Genomic DNA, 19,789 nt, shown 5'->3' on the forward strand with positions numbered 1-19,789 from the left:
ATCAGGAAGTCCGGCGGGTCGTCGCGCCGGTACTCGGCGGGGACCGCGCTGTCGCGCCAGCGCGCCGCGGCCGCGCACTCGTCGGACAGGCTTGGCGTGCCGGGGAATTCGGTCGGCCGATGCCCGATCTTCATGGTGGCCAGGTACTGGTCGACCACCGCGCAGCAGGCCGCGCGGTAGGCGGGGTGCGGTTCGGCCTTGTCGATGCTCCAGCTCTCGGACAGATCGATCTCGGTGACGATGTTTGCGGGATCGACCCCGCGCGGATCCAGATGCCCGAACCCGGCGTGCAACAGGCAGTGCGCGAAAACCCAAGCCCACTCGGCGGATTCGGCGCGACGCTTCGGGTGGTAGGCGACTCCGGCTCCGACGATGCGCGCCCACACCTCCGGCGGGGTCTGGCGCGGGTCGAGCTCGTAGAGCCGCCCCGGCAGATACGCGAAGGCCCGGTGTGCTTTGACCATGCCCCAGCCGTCCAGCACCGCCTCGCGCCAGGGGTCAACGGTCGCGCGGCGCTTCCCGCGCGCGGCGCCCACGACTATCGCCGCGCGGCCAGGCGCGGCAGGTCGCGGGTCACCTCGACGAGGAACCAGGACGGCAGCACGGGCGCACCGTCGGCGTCGGCGGCGATCACCAATTGCGCGCATTCGACCGAGATCTCGGCCAGCTCGACGAGCATCGTCTTGGCCCGCAGCACGAACCGGTGTACCGCGCCGGAGACGTGCCTGCGCGAACCGGGCAGTTCCTTGATCAGCCGCGCGCGGAAGGTCTCGGACAGGAAGTACAGCAGATCCCGGTCGCCGGGGTCGCGTGGCCAGTCGGCCTCGCCCTTGATCACCGCGTCCAGATCGTAGGCGTGCCGGATGGTCCTGACGAAGGCGCGGAACGCCGAGGCGTGCGCGGGCGTCAGCGTGCCCGCGGCGAGCACGTCGAGCAGCGTGTCGTCGAGATCGTCGCCGCAGGAGTGCAGTGCGTCGGAGAGCATGTGCCACCCGCGCGGGGTGGAGAAGGGCGCCTCGGGCTTCGGCGCCGCCGACCACAGGTGATCGGGGCGCTGGGTCACGTAGCGCACCACCCAGGGATGGATGTCGTTGTGCGCGGCCCACTTCAGCCAGTGGTCCACGTCGGCGCGCAGATGCAGGTGCACCATGCGGTTGACCAGCGCCGAGGTCATCGGCCGTGCCAGCGCGTTGTCCGTGGCACGGTTGCCCGCGCCGATCACCACCGAACCGGCGGGCAGCTCGTAGGACCCGATGCGGCGGTCCAGAATCAGCGAGTAGAACGACTTCTGCACCTCGGGTGCCGCCGCGTTCAGCTCGTCCAGGAACAGGCAGTAGGGCGTCGGCCGGGCGATGAGCTCGGGCGGCGCGAAGCGGCTGCGATCACCGACGATCTGCGGCACCCCGATCAGATCCTCCGGCGCCAGCTGGGTGCCCAGCAGCGTGACGCACTCCAGCCCGAGCGACTCGGCGAACGCGCGCACGAGCGAACTCTTCCCGATACCCGGTGCGCCCCACAGGAATACCGGGCGCACCACGGCGACGTGCAGCAGCAACTCCGGCAGCTGGTCCGGGGTTACCGTGACCGTCGCCTCCATACCTTTCCTCCCCCGTCGAACATCACGAGGGTCGAAGGTACGCGCGCCGAGCCCGGCCGGGCCACTGGTTTTTCCGCGAGGTCAGGCGATCGAGGCCGGCCCGTGCCCTGCGACGGCGGCGCGGGCGAACCGGCCCGGCGAGACGCCACGCCACTGTTTGAATGCGTTGGAGAAGCTGGGCGCGCCCGAATAACCCATGCGGTAGGCGACGTCTTCGACGGTCAGGCCGGTCGCCAGCAGCTCCTCGGCCAGATTGCCGTAGGTCTCGCTGCACAGCCTGCGATAGGACGTGCCCTCGTCGGCCAGGCGGCGGCGCATGGTGCGCAGACTCATGTGCAGCGCGGCGGCCACGTCCTCCTGCGAGACACGCCCGCCCAGCCGGTGCAGCAGGACCTCGCGCACCGATCCGGCGATGCCTTGCGCCAGCCCGCGCCTGCGCAACAGCTGCGCGCACTGCTCCTCGAACAACGCCGCGGTGAGCGGGCTGGCCTGCGGCAGTGGGTCGTCGAAGCCCGCGGTGTCGAACACGACCAGGTGCGGTCCGGTGCTGTCGGTGGCCGGGAGGCCGTACCGGTCCAGGATCGGCCGCAGCCGCGGTCCGAAATGTCCTGACCTGACATCGCATGGCATACCCACCGCGACGCGACCTACCGTCGAGTCGAGGCAAAGGCGGGCGAAATCACATGTCGAAGAAGACACTTGCGGGCAAACGGGTAGCGATCACCGGAGGCGCGCACGGCGTCGGCCGCGAGACCGCGCTGGCGTTCATCGCGGCGGGCGCGCACATCGCGCTCGGCGACCGCGACACGGGGCGGACCCGCGCGGTCGCCGAGCAGTTCGCGCGGATGCACGGCGGCACGGTCGTCGGTCTCGCGCTCGACACCACCGACAGCGCCCGCTTCGCCGAATTCCTGGCCCGCGCCGAACGCAAGCTGGGCGGGCTGGACGTGGTGGTGAACGCCGCCGACGCAGAGCCGACGGGATCGTTCCTGAGCGAGTCCGAGGCCGAGTCGGATCACCAGATCGACGTCAACCTGCGCGCGGTCGTCACCGGATCCCGGCTGGCCGGACGGCGCTTCGTGGAGCAAGGCCACGGCCACATCGTCAATATCGGGTCGGCCGTCGGCGTCACCGCGGCGATGGGCGCTGCCGTCTACAGCGCAACCAAACACGCCGTCGTCGGCCTCGGCACTGCACTGCACCGCGGCTTGGCCGAACAGGGCGTGCTGGTGAGCACGATCGCGCCCGGCTACGCGCCCGCTCCCGAAATGGTGGCCGATGCCATCGTCGACTGCGTCGAGCACCGCAGGGGCGGCCTCGTCGTGGTCCCGCCCCGCGGCCGGTTCCGGACCGCGACCCCCGATTCCGCCCGACTCCGCCGAACCATGCTCCGCATGCTCGGCATGGTCTAACCCATTCCTGCGGAAGCGGGCTCGAAGGATGGCCCCGCCGCCTCGTGCCTCACCGTCTCCAGCTCGCCGCCGAACCCCGTGCGCTGCCTCGCGTTTCTAACTCAACTCGCGCAGAACGCGTTTCAGGACTTTGCCGGTGGGGTTGCGGGGGAGTTCGTCGACGAAGAGGACGTCGCGGGGGACCTTGAAGCGGGCCAGGTGGGTTTTGACGTGCTCACGCACCTCGTCCTCGGTGAGGGTGTGGCCGGGGCGCACCACGACCACCGCCCGCAGGCGCTGGCCGTAGCGATCGTCGTCGACGCCGAAGGCGCTCACTTCCGCGACCGCGGGGTGGGCGGCGAGCAGTTCCTCGACCTCGCCGGGAAAGACGTTCTCGCCGCCGGAGACGATCATGTCGTCGTCTCGGCCGTCGATGAAAAGCCTTCCCTCGCTGTCGAAATGGCCGACGTCGCCGGTGGCCATCAGGGCGCCGATGCGGTCCTTGTCGCCACCGCCGGTGTAGCCCTCGAACTGGTAGTCGTTGCCGACGAAGATGCGCCCGGTGCGACCGTGCGGCAGCTCGATGTCGTCGTCGTCGAAGATCTTCACGACGGTGCTGGGTACCGGGGTGCCGACGCAGCCGGGCTCGATCGCCAGATCCGCGGGCGTGGCGATGGTCGCGTAGGCCACTTCCGTGGAACCGTAGACGTTGTAGACCACGGGCCCGAACGCCTCGGTGACGCGCACGCACAGCTCGGCGCCCAGCTGCGAGCCCGCGACGAAGAGGATGCGCAGCCGCGAGAAATCGTGTCCGGCACGGGCTTCGGGCCCGAGATCGACGAGTCGCCGCAGCATCACCGGGACCGCGATCAAGGCGGTGGCGCGATGCCGGTGCAGGCTGTCGAGCACCGCCTGCGGATCGAAACGGCGCCGGATCACCAATGTCGAGCCGAAACCGACGGCCATGACGGCGTGCGCGAAGCCGAGGGTGTGGAACAGCGGCGCCGGGCATTCGGTGATCTCTTTGGCGCGGAACGGAACTCGGCCGAGGATGGCGCCGAGCGGGGCCAGCGACGTCGGCTCGCGGCGCGGTGCGCCCTTCGGGGTTCCGGTGGTGCCGCTGGTCAGCAGGATGATCCTGGCGGCGGTGCCGGGTCGGCGCGGCGGTTTCCTGGAGCCGCCCGCGATCAGGTTCTCCAGCGTGTCGACCGCGGGTGTGTCGGTCCAGGCGCGGTAGCGCCCGCGCGGCGGCCGCAGATCGCCGAGGATGCCCGCGTATTCGTCGTCGTAGACCAGCAGGTCGGCGCCTTCGCGGGCGAGTACCTCGCGCAGTTGTGGCCCCGCGAAATCGGTGTTGAGCAGGATGATCCTGGCGCCGCACTTGGCCGCGGCGAACACCGCGTAGTGGAAGCCGCGATGGTTGCGCGCCAGCACCGCGACGCCTTCGCCGTCGCGCAGGCCGCGCGCCCGCCAGGCGTTGGCCAAGGCGGTGCTGCGCTCGTCGAGCTCGCGGAAACTCACCGCGCCGAGTTCATCGATGAGCGCGGCCCGGTGCCGGTAGCGCAGCGCCGCGACCGTCACGAGTCCGCCGAGCATGCCCGAACGCACCACCGCCAAGCCCATCCGGGCCAGCCGGTCCGGCCGTTGCGGGGTGGCCAGGCCCGCGCGCACCGCCAGGCTCGCGTAATAGGTCTCGTCGGCGACGCGACGGGCCGCGCCGAGCGCGACGGAGCCGAGCGTGTTGACACGGTTCATAGATCCACCTGAGCTGAGCCACCGAGCGCAAAGGCACTCGAGGTGAGGGCGAGTGTCCTCACAGTAAGGTGTCTCACACAGTCCCGTCGAGGGCCCGGCGCGCGTCCATGATGGACGGTATGTCGAGCCACACCGAGGAACAGCCGTCGCGCACCGGCCTGCGCATCGCCGTCGACGACCTCACCGGCCCCGACGTCATCGATCTGCTGGCAGACCACTTGGCCGAGATGCACGCCAACTCCCCCGCGGACAGCATGCACGCACTGGACTTGTCCCAGCTCCGGGCCCCCGGCGTCACCTTCTGGAGCGTGCGCGACGATATCGAGCTCCTCGGCTGCGGGGCGATCAAGCACCTCGACGCCACGCATGGCGAGATCAAGTCCATGCGCACCGCGCCGGGCCACACCGGCCGCGGCGTCGCCGCCGCGCTGCTGGCCCATCTCGTCGCCGAAGCGCGCGCCCGCGGCTATCACCGGCTCAGCCTGGAGACCGGCGCCGCACCCTATTACCTTCCCGCCCAACGCCTCTACGCGCGGCACGGCTTCCAGGTCTGCCCGCCCTTCGCGGACTACACCGAGGACCCGCACAGCGTGTTCATGACGCTGGCGCTGTGTTCATGACGCCAGTGCTGTGTCCATAACACTGGCGCAGTGTCCGTGACGCTGGCGCAGTGAGTCCGGGGTCAGCCCAGCGCTCGGGTGAACGCGGCCGCCAGTTCGTCGACCTGGGCATCGGTCATCACGAAGGCGGGTGAGACCTGCATCGCCCCCTGACCCGCGGCACGGGTCGAAACACCCTCGGCGCGTAGTTCTTTGACGAAGGCGAGAGCCTCGGACGGGTCGGCCAGCTGGACCGCGGCCACCGCGCCGAGCCCGCTGCGCACCTCGGCCACCCGCGGGTGCGCGGCCAGCGGCGCGAGCTTCTCGTGCAGCGTGGTCTCCAGCCGGGCGGCTTCGGCGAGGAGGTTCTCGCGTTCGATGATGTCGAGGTTGACCAGCGCCGCGACGGCCGCGGCGGCGTGCCCGCCGTAGGTGTAGCCGTGCCGCCACCAGACCCCGCCGCCGAAGAACGGCTCGGCAAGGCGCGGCGCGGCGAACACCGCGCCCATCGGGAGGTATCCGCTGGTGAGCCCCTTGGCGGTGGTCATGATGTCGGGCCGCAGGTCGAATCGGGTGGAGGCGAACCAGCTTCCGCCGATGCGCCCGAATCCGGTGACGACCTCGTCGGCGACGAACAGGATGTCGTGGTCGTGGCAGATGCGGCGTACCTCGCTCAGATAGCCCTGCGGCGGCAGGTACACCCCGCCCGCGCCGATGATCGGCTCGCAGAAGAACGCGGCGATGTGTTCGGCGCCGACCTCCGCGACGAGGGCGAGCAGCGCCTCCGGCTCGTCCCACGCGATGATCCGCGCATCGGGCATGAGCTCGCCGTATCCCGCACGGTTGAGCGGAAGCCCCGCCAAAGCCGTTCCCGCGACGTGCATTCCGTGATAGGCGCGCTCCCTGCCCACCATGATCGTCTTCTCCGGCCTGCCCACTTCGTGCCAGTAGCGCCTGGCCAGTTTGGCGGCGGTATCGATGGCGTCCGACCCGCCGGAGGTGAAGAAGATCTTGCTGCCGGGCACCGGGGCGATCACGGCGAGCCGTTCGGCGAGTTCCCTGGTGGCCGGTTCGGCCAGGTCGCCGAAGTTGGAGTAGTGCGCGATGGTGCGCAACTGGCCGGCGACCGCGTCGGCGATCTCGGCGCGGCCGTGCCCGACGTTGGCGAACCACAGCCCGGCCGTGGCGTCCAGGTATCGGACGCCCGCCTCGTCGTAGATGTAGGCGCCTTCCCCGCGAGCGACCACGAACGCGCCGTCCCGTTCGACGGCGCCCATATCGGCGAACCCATGCCACAGCGCGCTCATGTCACCACCTCGCCGGGTGCACGCCCGCGCGCGCCGAAGGCGCTCACGGTGCGCAGCGCGATCCGGGACAGCGCCACGGTGCCGAGTACATCGGAGGCAACACGAAGTCCTCCGATCACCCACGCCGTGCCCGAGCCCGCGTCCATGGGCCGATCTTCGCACACGGGGCGGTGCTCGACCGGCCGAATCAGAGCTGTCGGCATACGTTCGGCTATCGGTGCGGGTGGCCGCGGCGGCCCGGTAGCGGCGGGCGGTGATGCCCGGCCCGGTAGGCTGGACGGCGCAATGACCAGGACAGCTGATACCGGAACCCGCGCGCTCCGCACCCGCCTGGCGAATCTCTCCCTCCGCGACGAGTACCGGCTGCGGCGTCGGCTGGACCGGGCGCGCGGCACGGACCTCGACGAGATCGCCGCCGACATCACCGCCGCGGAGCTGCGCATGGAGGCGCGCCGCGCGGCGGTGCCGCAGATCCGCTACCCGGAGCAGCTGCCCGTCAGCGCCCGTCGCGACGACATCGCGAAGGCCATCGCCGACAACCAGGTGGTGATCGTCGCGGGCGAGACCGGCTCCGGCAAGACGACGCAGATCCCGAAGATCTGCCTGGAGCTGGGCCGCGGCCTCCGCGGCGCCATCGGCCACACCCAGCCGCGCAGGCTGGCCGCGCGCACCGTCGCCGAACGCATCGCCGAGGAGCTGGGCACCGAGCTGGGCGACGTGATCGGCTACACGGTGCGGTTCACCGATCAGGCCTCCGAGCGCACCCTGGTCAAGCTGATGACCGACGGCATCCTGCTCGCCGAGATCCAGCGCGACCGGCTGCTGCGCCGCTACGACACGATCATCATCGACGAGGCGCACGAGCGCAGCCTCAACATCGATTTCCTGCTCGGTTACCTGAAGCAGCTGCTACCGCGCCGCCCCGACCTGAAGGTGATCATCACCTCGGCGACCATCGATCCGGAGCTGTTCGCCCGGCATTTCGCCGACGAAAAGGGCACGCCAGCACCGATTGTCGAGGTGTCGGGCCGGTCCTACCCGGTCGAGATCCGGTACCGGCCGCTGAGTCTCGAACTTCCCGCCGCCGACGAGGACGACGAGGACACCCGCGTGGTGGACCGCGACCCCGTCGACGCCATCGGCGACGCGGTGCGCGAGCTGTTCGCCGAGGGCGACGGCGACGTGCTTGTCTTTCTCTCCGGCGAACGCGAGATCCGCGACACCGCCGACGCGCTGCGCGACCTGAAGCTGCCGCGCACCGAGATCCTGCCGCTGTACGCCCGGCTCTCGACCGCCGAGCAGCACCGGGTCTTCCAGCAGCACACCGGCCGCCGCGTGGTGCTGGCCACCAATGTCGCGGAGACCTCGCTGACCGTGCCCGGCATCCGCTACGTGATCGACCCGGGCACCGCGCGCATCTCCCGCTATTCGATGCGCACGAAGGTGCAGCGGCTGCCGATCGAACCGGTCTCCCAGGCCTCGGCCCGGCAGCGCTCCGGACGCTGCGGCCGCGTCGCCGACGGCATCGCCATCCGGCTGTACGCCGAGGACGATTTCGAATCCCGGTCCGCCTTCACCGAACCGGAGATCCTGCGCACCAACCTTGCGGCCGTCATCTTGCAGATGACCGCGCTCGGGCTCGGCGATATCGAGAACTTCCCGTTCGTGGAGGCGCCGGACAAGCGCGCGATCCGCGACGGCATCGCGCTGCTGGAGGAGCTGGGCGCACTGGCCCGCGGCGCGGCGAGTCCCGACGCCGCGCTGGCGCTCACGCCGGTCGGCCGCGAGATGGCGCAACTGCCGGTCGATCCGCGCATGGCACGCATGCTGGTGCAGGCCAACGGCAACGGCTGTCTGGCCGAGGTGTTGATCGTCGTCGCGGCGCTGTCGATCCAGGACGTCCGCGAGCGGCCCGCCGAATTCCAGCAGGCCGCCGACACCAAGCACGCGCGCTTCCTCGTCGAGGGCTCGGATTTCCTCGCCTACCTTCGTCTTTGGGACTACCTCACCGAGCAGCGCAAATCGCTGTCGTCCAATCAGTTCCGGCGGATGTGCCGCGAGGAGTTCCTGCACTATCTGCGGATCAGGGAGTGGCAGGACCTGCACGGGCAGCTGCGCACGATCACCAAGGGGCTGGGCTGGTCGGCCGACGGCCGCGGTGCGCGATCCGACAGCGCGGCAACGGAATCCGCGCCCGCCGACCGCGGCGACGACTCCGCCGCATCGAATCGCTCCGGCAGACGACGCGGCGGCCGAGGGACGGCCAAAGCATCGGACGTTCCCGTCGTCGTCGCCGAGAACGACGGCCTACCTTGGGATTCCATCGCCATCCATCAATCGCTGCTGGCGGGCATGCTCTCCCACATCGGCGTGCGCGAGGCGGAGAGCAGGGAATTCCTCGGCGCGCGCGGCGCCAAGTTCATGATCTTCCCCGGCTCGTCGCTGGCGAAGAAGCCGCCGCGCTGGGTGATGGCCGCCGAACTCGTCGAGACGTCGCGCTTGTTCGGCCGCATCGCGGCCAGGGTGGAACCCGAGTGGGCCGAACGGCTCGCGGGCGACCTGGTGAAGCGCACCTACTCCGAACCGCACTGGTCGGCCAAGCGCGGTGCGGCGCGCGCCTACGAGCGGGTCACGCTCTACGGGGTGCCGCTGGTGACGAGCCGTCCCGTGGACTACGGCCGCATCGACCCCGAGGTTTCTCGCGAACTGTTCCTGCGGCACGCGCTGGTGCAGGGCGAGTGGCAGACCAAGCACGAGTTCTTCCACCGCAACCGGGAACTCCTCGACGACGTGGCCGACCTCGAGCACCGGGCCCGCCGCCGCGACATCCTCGTCGACGACGAGGTGCTGTTCGAGTTCTACGACCAGCGGGTCCCCGCCGAGGTGGTCTCGGCGCGCCATTTCGACAGCTGGTGGCGCACGGCGAAGCGGAAAGATCCCGCGCTGCTGGACTTCTCGAAGTCCACCGTGGTCAACGAGAACGCCGCGGCGCTGGACCCGACGGCCTTCCCGGACGCCTGGCGTCAAGGCGAGCTCAGCTTCCCGCTGACCTACCAGTTCGAGCCGGGTCAGGAGGACGACGGCGTCACCGTGCGCATCCCCGTCGAGCAGCTGGCGCACGTGCGCGCCGTCGGCTTCGACTGGCTGGTGCCCGGCATGCGCGAGGAACTGGCGGCGGCGATGATCAAGACACTGCCGAAGACGTTGCGGCGCAGCGTCGTACCCGCCCCGGACTTCGCGGCCGCCGCGCTGGCCGCGCTCACCCCGCGCGCCGAACCGCTGCGCACGGGACTGGCCAGGGAGCTGTCCCGGCTCGGATCGGTGACGATCACGCCGAACGACCTCGACCCCGCCGCGCTGCCCGACCACCTGCGCATGACCTTCGCCGCCGTCGACACCCGTGGCCGGGTGCTCGCCAAGGGCAAGAGCCTCGCCGCGCTGAAGACCGAACTCGCCGAACAGGTGTCGGCCTCGGTGGCCCGGGCGACCGCGGGCGCCGAGCGCGCCGCGGCGACGGTGTGGACCTCGGAGTCCCTCGGCACCGTCGAGCCGACGGTGCGGCGGAAGGTCGCCGGGCAGACCGTGACCGGGTATCCCGCGCTGGTGCCCGAGGGCGAGGGCGTCGCGGTGCGCGTGCTCAGCTCCCCCGCCGAACAGGCCGCCGCCATGCGGGCGGGCACCCGCACCCTGGTGCTGCACGCGATTCCGACCTCGGTGCGCACCGTCACGTCGGGGCTCTCGCCCACGGATCGCCTTGCGCTGAGCCAGAATCCGTACGGTTCGCTGGAGGGGTTGGTCGACGACTGCCGCGCCGCGGCCGCCGACGAGCTGATCGCGAGCGCGGGCGGCCCGGTGCACAGCCCGGACCGCTTCGAGGCGCTCGTCGCCGCGATCCGTCCCCGGCTGGCCACCGAGGTCGCCCGCCTCATCCGGTCGGTGGTGCCGGTCCTGGCCGAAGCACACCTGGTGACGTCGGCGCTGGGTGGCGCCGCGGAGCGCGACATCGCCGAGGATGTCCGGCACCAGCTCGACGATCTGGTCTTTCCCGGCTTCGTCTCCGAATGGGGCAGCGCCCGCCTGCGGGACCTCCCCCGCTACTTGCGCGCCGCGGTGACCCGGCTGGAGTCGCTGCCCGGTTCCGCCGTCCGCGACCGGCAGGGCATGGCCGAACTCGACCGCGTCCTCGCCGCGTACGACCGCTTGCTCGCCGCACTGCCCGAAGGGCGCAAGCAAGCGCCCGACGTCACCGAGATCTGGTGGATGACAGAGGAATTCCGGGTGAGCTTGTTCGCCCAGAAGCTCGGCACGCCCTATCCGGTGTCTGCCAAGCGGATCGAGAAAGCGATCGCCGCGATCCGCCGTTGAGGGCCTGCGTGTAGCCCGTCAGACACCAGAGCCCGCCGGATTCGTTCCGGCGGGCTCGGATGTCGGCGGATCAGTCCGCGGCGACGCTCGCCGCGGCGCGCGCCTCGCGCATCTGCTGGATCTCGCGTTCGAAATCCTCGGCGGAGGTGAAGGACCGGTAGACGGAGGCGAAGCGCAGATAGGCGACCTCGTCGAGGTCGCGCAGCGGGCCGAGGATGGCGAGACCGACCTCGTGGCTCGGCACCTCCGGCGAACCCGTCGCGCGCACGGCATCCTCCACCTGCTGGGCCAGCAGGTTCAGGGCGTCGTCGTCGACCTCGCGGCCTTGGCAGGCGCGCCGCACGCCGCGGATGACCTTCTCCCGGCTGAACGGTTCGGTGACGCCGCTGCGCTTGACCACGGACAGGATGGCGGTCTCGACCGTGGTGAAACGCCGCCCACAGTTCGGGCAGGAACGTCGACGGCGGATGGCCGCGCCTTCCTCGGCCTCGCGCGAGTCGACCACCCGCGAGTCAGGGTGTCGGCAGTACGGGCAATGCATCCGAGAGATCCTTCGTCGATGGACCCGGCACAAGGTATACCCCTTGACACGCGGTATACCTCCCTAGCCCTTCGAGAATACCCGGGTCGTTACCGGGCGTTTCGCCCGGCGGGGCCGCATCACTCGACCAACTGCCACCGAGCGGTCAGATCGGCCAGCAGTTCGGGCAGGCGCGGGACCAGCCTGCCACGGGCGAGCTTGTTCCAGAACGACTCGCCGAGCACCGCCCCGGCGAGCACGGGGTCGGTCTCCATGTCGATGTGGCGCGGCACCAGGTCACCCATGATGTAGGTCCAGCGGTCCTCCCGGTCGGCCCAGTTGAAGGCGGGCAGCGCGGTGCGCAGCGCCATCGGCCGTCCGCCGAGGTCGGCGCGCACGGTGGCCGGAGCGAAGACGCCCGGCGCGCGCACGCCCGGCACCGCGGGCTTGCCCGCGATGGTGCTGACGTAGGTGAGCACCCGCCCGATGCCATCGCGGCCCGCGGCGGTGACGTCCCACTGGTCGGCGACGACGTGGTTCTGCTCCCGGTCGGTCATGCGGATCAGCGCGTCGATGTAGCCGTCGCGGGTGCCCGACGTGATCGACTGCCACGCGGCGCGGATGCCGGCGTCGATGATGCCCGCGGCGTACATCTCGTCGATGCCCGGCATGCCCAGCGCGACAAAGGCTTCGTGCATCGGAACGAGGTCGGTGAAGATGTGTTTCTGCATGATCATCAGCCGGGTCTGGTACCAGGCGACGTCCTCGGCGGACAGGCGCGCGCCCTCGGTGGCCAGCAGCCGGAGGTCGGCGGGCAGCTCGCCCACCAGTTCCTCCGGGGTCCCGCGCAGCAGATCGGCGACCGTGTTGCCGAGCTGATGGATGCCGGGCACGTCGAGGACGACGCCGACATCGCTCATGTCGAAGAAACCCGAGGCGAACGAGCCGCCCGCGATCCCCGCCAGACCGGCCCAGTAGAACTCCGGATGCGTCGTGGTCAGCCGCAGGTAGTTGACGTACACCTGGTTGAACGTGCGCTCGTTGGCCCGCACGCCGCGACTCGGATCCCAGCCCGCCAGGTCGATCGCGGCGTTGCCGGTGGCCACCACGAGCCAGTACTGATGCAGCAGTGTCGCATAGCGTTCCGGTGCGATGCCGTCGGAACGCGCCCCGTCCAGCGCCGTGCGCAGCGTCGGTTCGTCCAGTGGCAGCGCGGGATTCAGGCCGCCGCCGTGCTCACCGTCGCCGTTCACCGACGGAAGATCGAGATAGCCCAGGTAGGCCGGCGTGGCGTTGGCGGCGGGAATCGCGCCGAGCCCCAAGAGAAGACAGAAGAACAGACCGGCGAAAGCCCGGAGCGCGCCGCCCGCGGTGTGTCGATGCGTCATTGCACGAAGTCCCGAAATCGTTCGAGGCAAATGTTGCCTGGGTCACGTTTTCAGCACAGTAGCAACGTGTTCTAGTTGTAGATCGAGATTTTCGGCCACGCCGACTGGCCGACTCCGTGGATGATCAACCCGTGTCGGCGCGCGAAACCTGCTCGCCCTCCGACGAATCGGAGGGGCGGCCGCCGAATCGGCGTCGCATCCGGTGAATCAGCGTGGCAGGCCGCCGTAGGCCGGTTGCTGTTCGATTTCGGCGGGGATCGAGGTCGAGAACTCGGGGACGACGACAGTGCCCGCCCGCCAGTGCGCCAACCCCAGCAGTGCCGCGACCACCAGCGCGCTCAGCAGTGCCGCGACCGCGAGCACCGCGAATCCCAGTTGCGCCTGCTCCACACTCGGCGCCGGATGCACGCGGCGCGGCCGCCGGGCCGCGTGGATGCGCACAGGCCGGCGCCGATACAGTTCCACCGCACCGCCGGGCCTGCTCGCCCGCGGGCGGCGATCCGCCACCGCGCGAACGGCGCGCAGTCCGCCGCGGTGCGCGCGCCGCACCCGCGGCACGGAGTCGAAGACCGGATTGCCGACCGGATGCCCTGATTCCGGAGCGGATTCGGTGGAGCGGATTTCGCGGATCGCTGTGTTCATCGGACAAACCTCCGTGTGGACGCTGGCGAGATGGCTCGAAGGGAGTCGCTTTTCGATCACATGTTCGAAGAACTGATGTTCGATTTCTACCACGTGCCCTCGCCGAAGTCAGCACGAAACGCCCGACATGCGTCGAACAGATGTTTGAAACCTGAGCGTGACCGGACTAAATTCGAGAAGCGACATCAACGACAGGAAAGGCGGTTGCGGTGAGCCACACAGACGACACGGGCGAGGAGAGCGGAGTCGGCGGCGAGCCGTCGCCGACCGGGGCAGATCTCACCGTGCGTCAGCGCAAGGTGCTGGAGGTCATCCGGACCTCGGTGAGCGAGCGCGGCTACCCGCCGAGCATCCGCGAGATCGGCGACGCGGTCGGATTGACCTCCACCTCGTCGGTCGCCCATCAACTCCGGGCCTTGGAGCGCAAGGGCTATTTACGCCGCGACCCCAACCGCCCCCGCGCGGTCGACGTTCGCGGACTCGACGAGGCGGTGCGCGCGGTGACCAGCCTGCCCGGCGCCGCGCTCGAGGACGCCGACGCCGCGGCGATCGATCCGAACCGCCCGACGCCGACGTTCGTTCCGGTGCTCGGCCGGATCGCCGCCGGTGGGCCGATCCTCGCCGAGCAGGCCGTGGAGGACGTGTTCCCGCTGCCGCGCGAACTCGTCGGCGACGGTTCGCTGTTCCTGCTGAAGGTCGTCGGCCAGTCCATGGTCGACGCCGCCATCTGCGACGGCGACTGGGTGGTCGTCCGCCAGCAGAACGTCGCCGACAACGGCGACATCGTGGCCGCGATGATCGAGGGCGAGGCCACGGTGAAGACCTTCAAGCGCAGCGGCAGGGACGTCTGGCTGATGCCGCACAACCCGTTGTTCGAGCCGATTCCGGGTAACGACGCCCGCATCCTCGGCAAGGTTGTGACGGTCATCCGCAAGATCTAGCGGAACAGCCGGACGTCGTCCGCGCTCCGGCCGCGCACGGCCGGAGCGAAGGCGGAGGCCCGGAATGCCCGCCGCGGGAACGGAATTCCTGCGGCGGGCACCCGTTCCAGCGCCGGAAGGCGCGAATGAACGAGGCCGATTCGGCGCAGCCGAGACGGCTCGCGATTGTTCGGTGGTCAGGTGCGTGTGGCCGACCAATTCCCCACGCGCTCGGCGCACGAAACTCGCGAATTCCCTTCGAAGAGAAGGGCGATCACGCCGCAGCGCTATCCCGCGGTGCGCACGTGGGCGATCGCGGGCGGGATGTCGCGCAGCACCGGCACCCGCTCGAACAGCGGCAGCGTGGCGGGCAGCGGTCCGTGCGACGGACTGTACGACGAGACCGTCACCTCCGTGACCTTCGGGCTCCACGAGCGCACCAGGGCCGCGATGCCGCTGCGCCGGACGCCCCACGGCATCGGCGGCGCCTCATAGTGCGGAGTCTTGTGGAAGCCGCGCACCGTCTTGCGGGAGAACCAGGGCGGGATGGTGTCGAACATCAACTCGACGCCAGGGAATCGGTCCAGGATCGTGGAGCACAGCTGCCGCACCTGCTCCGGTTCGAAGTACATGAAAAGCCCCTGCGCCGTGACGAATACGCCGCGCGCCGGATCCACCTCGTCCAGCCAGGCGGTGTCCAGCGCGCTCACGGCCAAGTGCCTGCATCGCCCACTCGGCGGCAGGAATCGTTCGCGCACCGCGATCGCGTCCGGCACGTCCACGCACAGCCACCGCACCTGCCCGTCGTCGCAGCGCTGGAACTGCGTCTCGAGTCCGGCCGCGAGTTCCACCACCGTGCCGCCGGGGTGCGCCGCGAGCCAGGGCCGCAGCACCGCGTCGAACTTCTTCGACCGCACCGCATGCGTGCCGTCCGGCTTGCCGAAAGTCCGCTCGTAGTCGAAGGCGATGGCATCGTAGATCCGCTCGCAGTCCGGGTCGCGCAGGATCGCGTCGGGCCGTTTGGACTCGGCGGCTCGATTGTGCAGGGTCCAGAGCATGGTCAGCGGGATACCGTCGAGTTCGACGTCGGCGCCCATGGGTTCGTCCTCTCACTCGGTCGGCCGGCGTCACCCGCGCACCCCGGCCGCAATAGTGAAATCAATGTTCAAGAAGAACTAAGGACAACCTAACTCAGGCCCGTTGCCTGCGCAACGACTTCGATTCTCCGCCCTGGCACCCGTCGGCGACAGCCGGTTCAGTCGAACGATTCGGCGCGTTCGGCGATGTCGGCCAGCAGCTTCGCCGCACCGGCGAGCGGAAACCTCGGACGCCAGATCGCGCGGAACCGCCTGGTCAGCGCGGTGGAATCGGCCAGAGGCACCTCGACGAGCGTCCCGCTCTCGAGCTCGGGCGCGGCGATCAATCTGCTGAGCACCGCGGGCGCCAGTGCCGTCCGCGCGGCGGCGATGATCGTGGCCGCCGAGCCCAGTTCCGCGGCCGGTCTGGCGGGCTCGCCATAGCCGCTGAGCACCTCCCAGACAGCGTCGCGGGTCCCCGAACCCGCCTCCCGCCACAGCAGCGGGGTGGCGGCCAGCTCGCGCAGCGACATCGCCCGGCGGCGGCGCGCCCACGGATGGGTGGGAGCGACCACGACAACGAGTTCGTCCGCGCCGAGCACCCGGCTACCGAGATCCGCGGGCGGGTGCGGACCCTCGACGAACCCGATGTCGGCGGCCTCGCGGCGGACCAGTTCCAGCACCTGACTGCTGTTGGCCACCTCCAAGGCGACCGCCACTTCGGGGTGGACATTGCGCAGCGCCTGCAACCACTGCGGAATCCGATGGTCGGCAATCGTTTTGGAGGCGGCGATGCGCAGCCGGGGAACGGCGCCCGCGCGCAGGGCGGCCACCGCCACACCGAAGGAGCGGGCGGCCTCGAGCACCGGGCGCGCGTGATCGACCACCGCGCGGCCCGCCTCGGTCAGCGCCGAACCGGTCGGCCCGCGGTCCAGCAGCCGCAGGTGCAGCCTGCGTTCCAGCGCGCTGATGCGCATGCTGGCGGCGGGCTGACTGATGCCGTGGCGGCGGGCGGCCGCGCCGAGGCTGCCGAGTTCGGCGACGGAGACGAGCAGATCGAGGACATCCAGATCGGGCGTCCCCGGCGGCAACGTCATGAGGACCGAGGATAGGCCCGGCGGTGGCACCGGGCGAGACGGGTGCACATAAGCGAATCTTATGGGGTCCTCGGAAAGCGCTCTCTACCTGGGCACCGTATGCCGCGCGATGGTGAAAGCGTGTGCTGCTCACCTCGTCTTCTGCCCGGGCTCGCGCTGGTCGCCGGGCTTGCCACCGTCGCGACACTGATCGGCCGGATTGCGCCTGCCATCGGCGCTCCGGTGGTCGCGCTGGGTGCGGGCGCGCTGGTCGGACTCGCGCGCAGGCGGTCGGTCGACGAGGGCGGCGTCTTCGGGCCCGGACTCGCGTTGACGCGGCAGCACGTGCTCGGGTTCGCCATCGTGCTGCTCGGTCTGGGGCTGCCGTTCGGCGCGGTGCTGAGCGTTGGGCGGCAGACGGCGGTGGTGCTGGTCGGCACCGTCGTCGCCGCGGCGGTCGCCGCGGTGGTGGTCGGCAGGCTGCTCGCTCTCGATCGAGAGTCGGCGACCTTGGTCGCGGTCGGGACGACGATCTGCGGTGCGTCGGCGATCGCGGCGGCGACCGCGGTCATCAAACCGGACCGGGAGCGGGTGGCCTACGCGCTCGGCACCATTTTCGTCTTCAATGTCCTTGCCGTGCTGATCTTTCCGCCGCTCGGCCGGATGCTCGGCATGTCCGAGGAGGCGTTCGGGCTGTGGGCGGGCACGGCGATCAACGACACCTCCTCGGTACTGGCGGCGGGCGCGATCTTCGGCCCCGCCGCGGCGCAGTTCGCGGTGATCGTGAAACTGGTGCGCAGCTTGCTGATCGTGCCGATGTGCGTGGGGTTGCATCTCGGTCAGCGCGGGCGGGCTGGGCAGTCCGGCGCGGAGAGCAATGGCAACCACGCCGCATGGCGGGTGATACCGCTGTTCGTGGTGCTCTTCGTGGCGGCCTCGGTGATCGCCGGGTTCGGGTTGGTGCCCGAATCGTGGTCCGGGCCGCTGGGCAAGGTGAGCGCATGGTTGATCGCGGCGGTGCTGGCAGCGATCGGGACGTCGCTCTCGTGGCAACGGGTTCGCTCTGCTGGCTTGCGGCCGCTGGTTTTCGGCGGGGCTCTCGGACTGGTGCTCGCGGTGACGTGCTTGGGTTTGCAGCAGCTCACCGGGTGGCTCTGAGTATTGCGGGCGACGAGATCCGCGCCCGGCTCCCGCGGACGTCCGGCAGGCGCCCGTCGGAACGAGGGACAATGACAGGGTGACGTGCCTCGTGTGGTACGCCGCCTACGGCTCCAACATGCATCACCGCCGCCTGCACTGCTATCTCGAGGGCGGCAGGCCCGCGGGCGGCGCGATCGAACTGCCCGGGTGCCGCGACCGTTCCGGTCCGCGGCGGTCCCGCCCCCTCATGCTGCCCGGCCTGCTCTACTTCGCCACCGAATCGCTCACCTGGACCGGCGGCCGGGCCTTCTACGCACCGGACGCCACGGGTGCGACGGCCGTCCGCGCCTACCTGCTGACGGCCGCGCAGTTCTCCGACATCGTCGCCCAGGAGATGTACCGCACGCCGGGCGAGGATATCGATCTGACCGAGGTGCTCACCCACGGCCGCACCACCCTCGGTCCCGGGCGCTACGAAACCCTGGTCCGCGCAGGCACTCTCGACGGCCATCCGATCCTCACCTGCACGGCCCCCTGGCGCCACACCGATCTCCCCGGCAATCCACCCGCCCCCGCCTACCTGCGCCACCTCGCCGCGGGTATCACCGAATCACACGGCTGGCCCCTCCCCCGCACCGCCGCCTACCTGGCCACCCGCCCCGGCGCCGACCTGCACTGGACCCCCACCTCCGTCGCCAACTTGCTGCGCACCACCGACCCCCCGCCACTACCGGCAGGCTAGCGCCTCGGCGGAAAAGCGTCCGGCCGCACGGTATTCCGTGCGGCCGGAGGCGAAAGAAGTGGGGATCAGGACAGATTCAGCGATCGGCCGATGATCTCCTTCATGATCTCGGTGGTGCCGCCGTAGATCGTCTGGATGCGGGCATCCATGTAGGCCTTGGCGATCGGGTATTCCTTCATGTAGCCGTAGCCGCCGTGCAGTTGCAGGCAGCGGTTGATCAGGTCGAGCTGTTCCTCGGTGCTCCACCACTTGGCCATGGCGGCGTCCTCGGCGGAGAGCTTGCCCGCGTTGAGGTCCTCGATGAAACGGTCGACCATGATCCGCACGGCGGTGGTCTTGGTGGCCAGTTCGGCGAGCACGAAGCGAGTGTTCTGCAGGGCGCCGATGGGCTTGCCGAACGCCTTGCGGTCGCGCACGTACTGGCAGGTCATGTCCAGGCAGGCCTCCATGGCGGCGGCGGCCATGACGGCGATCGACAGGCGCTCCTGCGGCAGGTTGTGCATCAGGTGGATGAAGCCCATGCCCTGGGTGCCGAGCAGGTTCTTACCGGGCACCCGCACGTCGGTGAAGCTGAGTTCGGCGGTGTCCTGGGCCTTGAGGCCGATCTTGTCCAGGTTGCGGCCACGCTCGAAGCCCGCCATGCCGCGCTCGACCACCAGCAGGCTGAAGCCCATCGCGCCCTTCTCGGGGTCGGTCTGGGCGACCACGATGACGATGTCGGCGTTGACGCCGTTGGTGATGAAGGTCTTGGCGCCGTTGAGGATCCAGTCGTCGCCGTCGCGCACCGCGCGGGTCTTGATGCCCTGCAGGTCCGAGCCGGTGCCGGGCTCGGTCATCGCGATGGCGGTGATGATCTCGCCGGAACAGAAGCCGGGCAGCCAGCGCTGCTTCTGCTCGTCGTTGGCCAGCTCCAGCAGGTACGGCGCGACGACATCGTTGTGCAGCGCGAAGCCGAGGCCGGAGTACTGACCCTGCACGCACTCCTCGGTGACGATCGCGTTGTAGCGGAAATCCTTGACCCCGCCGCCGCCGTACTCCTCCGGCACGGCCATGCCGAGGAAGCCCTGTTTGCCCGCCTCGAGCCAGACCTCACGGTCGACGATGCCCTGCTCTTCCCACTTCGCGTGGTTCGGCGCGACGTGCTGATCGAGAAACTTGCGGAACGACTCCCGGAACAGATCGTGTTCGGGCTCGAACAGTGTGCGCTCCACACCAACCTCCTAGTGACCACACCGGGCGGTCCACACCAGCCCGTCGTTACCGCATACGTT

The 19,789-nt window shown here is 70.0% G+C and carries 18 protein-coding genes; 6 read left to right on the forward strand and 12 right to left on the reverse strand.

Annotation, left to right across the window (positions count from 1 at the left end; genetic code table 11):
• The 3 genes from NL1_RS20440 to NL1_RS20450 form a co-directional block, all read right to left on the reverse strand.
• The coding region (locus NL1_RS20440; protein WP_218024459.1) for a hypothetical protein at positions 1 to 536 on the reverse strand (536 nt) is incomplete at its 3' end.
• Between the two features lie 2 nt (positions 537 to 538).
• Positions 539 to 1,597, reverse strand: coding sequence for an AAA family ATPase (locus NL1_RS20445; protein ID WP_067841699.1), 1,059 nt, complete (start codon positions 1,595 to 1,597; stop codon positions 539 to 541).
• Between the two features lie 81 nt (positions 1,598 to 1,678).
• Positions 1,679 to 2,227 carry a helix-turn-helix domain-containing protein gene (locus NL1_RS20450; RefSeq protein ID WP_084510797.1) on the reverse strand — a complete coding sequence of 183 codons (549 nt, stop codon included), beginning with the start codon at positions 2,225 to 2,227 and terminating at the stop codon, positions 1,679 to 1,681.
• A 53-nt stretch (positions 2,228 to 2,280) separates the two neighbouring features.
• Between NL1_RS20450 and NL1_RS20455 the strand changes: the two genes are divergently transcribed.
• The gene (locus tag NL1_RS20455) at positions 2,281 to 3,009 is read left to right on the forward strand and encodes an SDR family NAD(P)-dependent oxidoreductase (RefSeq protein WP_067841701.1); all 729 of its coding nucleotides are present in this window, start codon (positions 2,281 to 2,283) and stop codon (positions 3,007 to 3,009) included.
• Between the two features lie 96 nt (positions 3,010 to 3,105).
• Here NL1_RS20455 and NL1_RS20460 read toward each other — a convergent pair whose 3' ends face one another.
• A complete protein-coding gene (locus NL1_RS20460) occupies positions 3,106 to 4,743 on the reverse strand; it encodes an acyl-CoA synthetase (protein ID WP_067841703.1) in 1,638 nt (545 codons plus the stop codon).
• 119 nt (positions 4,744 to 4,862) lie between these two features.
• Here NL1_RS20460 and NL1_RS20465 point away from each other — a divergent pair, with 119 nt between their 5' ends.
• Entirely contained in the window at positions 4,863 to 5,363 is a 501-nt protein-coding gene (locus NL1_RS20465) for a GNAT family N-acetyltransferase (RefSeq protein ID WP_067841789.1), read from the forward strand.
• 62 nt (positions 5,364 to 5,425) lie between these two features.
• Here the strand turns inward: NL1_RS20465 and NL1_RS20470 are convergent, their stop codons facing one another.
• The gene (locus tag NL1_RS20470; protein WP_067841705.1) at positions 5,426 to 6,649 is read right to left on the reverse strand and encodes an aminotransferase family protein; all 1,224 of its coding nucleotides are present in this window, start codon (positions 6,647 to 6,649) and stop codon (positions 5,426 to 5,428) included.
• Positions 6,646 to 6,795 carry a hypothetical protein gene (locus tag NL1_RS20475; protein ID WP_156094963.1) on the reverse strand — a complete coding sequence of 50 codons (150 nt, stop codon included), beginning with the start codon at positions 6,793 to 6,795 and terminating at the stop codon, positions 6,646 to 6,648. The genes NL1_RS20470 and NL1_RS20475 overlap by 4 nt, the downstream gene beginning before the upstream one ends.
• Before the next feature lie 139 nt (positions 6,796 to 6,934).
• Here NL1_RS20475 and hrpA point away from each other — a divergent pair, with 139 nt between their 5' ends.
• The gene (gene hrpA, locus NL1_RS20480; protein WP_067841709.1) at positions 6,935 to 11,014 is read left to right on the forward strand and encodes an ATP-dependent RNA helicase HrpA; all 4,080 of its coding nucleotides are present in this window, start codon (positions 6,935 to 6,937) and stop codon (positions 11,012 to 11,014) included.
• Positions 11,015 to 11,084: 70 nt separating this feature from the next.
• Here the strand turns inward: hrpA and nrdR are convergent, their stop codons facing one another.
• From nrdR to NL1_RS20495, 3 genes are all read right to left on the reverse strand, one after another.
• Positions 11,085 to 11,555: a transcriptional regulator NrdR gene (gene nrdR / locus NL1_RS20485; protein ID WP_067841711.1), complete on the reverse strand. Its 471-nt coding sequence runs from the start codon at positions 11,553 to 11,555 to the stop codon at positions 11,085 to 11,087.
• Positions 11,556 to 11,674: 119 nt separating this feature from the next.
• A complete protein-coding gene (locus NL1_RS20490; RefSeq protein ID WP_067841713.1) occupies positions 11,675 to 12,922 on the reverse strand; it encodes a hypothetical protein in 1,248 nt (415 codons plus the stop codon).
• A 207-nt stretch (positions 12,923 to 13,129) separates the two neighbouring features.
• A complete protein-coding gene (locus NL1_RS20495) occupies positions 13,130 to 13,564 on the reverse strand; it encodes a hypothetical protein (RefSeq protein WP_156094964.1) in 435 nt (144 codons plus the stop codon).
• A 209-nt stretch (positions 13,565 to 13,773) separates the two neighbouring features.
• Between NL1_RS20495 and lexA the strand changes: the two genes are divergently transcribed.
• Positions 13,774 to 14,505, forward strand: coding sequence for a transcriptional repressor LexA (lexA, locus tag NL1_RS20500; RefSeq protein ID WP_067841717.1), 732 nt, complete (start codon positions 13,774 to 13,776; stop codon positions 14,503 to 14,505).
• A 266-nt stretch (positions 14,506 to 14,771) separates the two neighbouring features.
• Here the strand turns inward: lexA and NL1_RS20505 are convergent, their stop codons facing one another.
• Both NL1_RS20505 and NL1_RS20510 read right to left on the reverse strand, forming a co-directional pair.
• Positions 14,772 to 15,581, reverse strand: a complete 810-nt coding sequence (locus NL1_RS20505) for a class I SAM-dependent methyltransferase (protein WP_067841719.1) — start codon at positions 15,579 to 15,581, stop codon at positions 14,772 to 14,774.
• A 158-nt stretch (positions 15,582 to 15,739) separates the two neighbouring features.
• On the reverse strand, positions 15,740 to 16,657 hold the full coding sequence (locus tag NL1_RS20510) for a LysR substrate-binding domain-containing protein (protein ID WP_067841721.1): 918 nt from the start codon (positions 16,655 to 16,657) through the stop codon (positions 15,740 to 15,742).
• 120 nt (positions 16,658 to 16,777) lie between these two features.
• On the opposite strand from NL1_RS20510, the gene NL1_RS20515 reads away from it, so the two are divergent.
• Together NL1_RS20515 and NL1_RS20520 are read left to right on the forward strand one after the other, a co-directional pair.
• Positions 16,778 to 17,794 (forward strand): YeiH family protein, encoded by a 1,017-nt coding sequence (locus tag NL1_RS20515; protein ID WP_245673423.1) that lies wholly within the window; start codon positions 16,778 to 16,780, stop codon positions 17,792 to 17,794.
• A gap of 79 nt (positions 17,795 to 17,873) precedes the next feature.
• The gene (locus NL1_RS20520; protein ID WP_174553441.1) at positions 17,874 to 18,518 is read left to right on the forward strand and encodes a histone deacetylase; all 645 of its coding nucleotides are present in this window, start codon (positions 17,874 to 17,876) and stop codon (positions 18,516 to 18,518) included.
• A 65-nt stretch (positions 18,519 to 18,583) separates the two neighbouring features.
• Here the strand turns inward: NL1_RS20520 and NL1_RS20525 are convergent, their stop codons facing one another.
• On the reverse strand, positions 18,584 to 19,729 hold the full coding sequence (locus NL1_RS20525) for an acyl-CoA dehydrogenase family protein (protein WP_067841725.1): 1,146 nt from the start codon (positions 19,727 to 19,729) through the stop codon (positions 18,584 to 18,586).
• Positions 19,730 to 19,789: the final 60 nt, after the last annotated feature.

It is taken from the genome of Nocardia lijiangensis NBRC 108240, from assembly GCF_001613045.1.
Lineage (GTDB): Bacteria > Actinomycetota > Actinomycetes > Mycobacteriales > Mycobacteriaceae > Nocardia > Nocardia lijiangensis.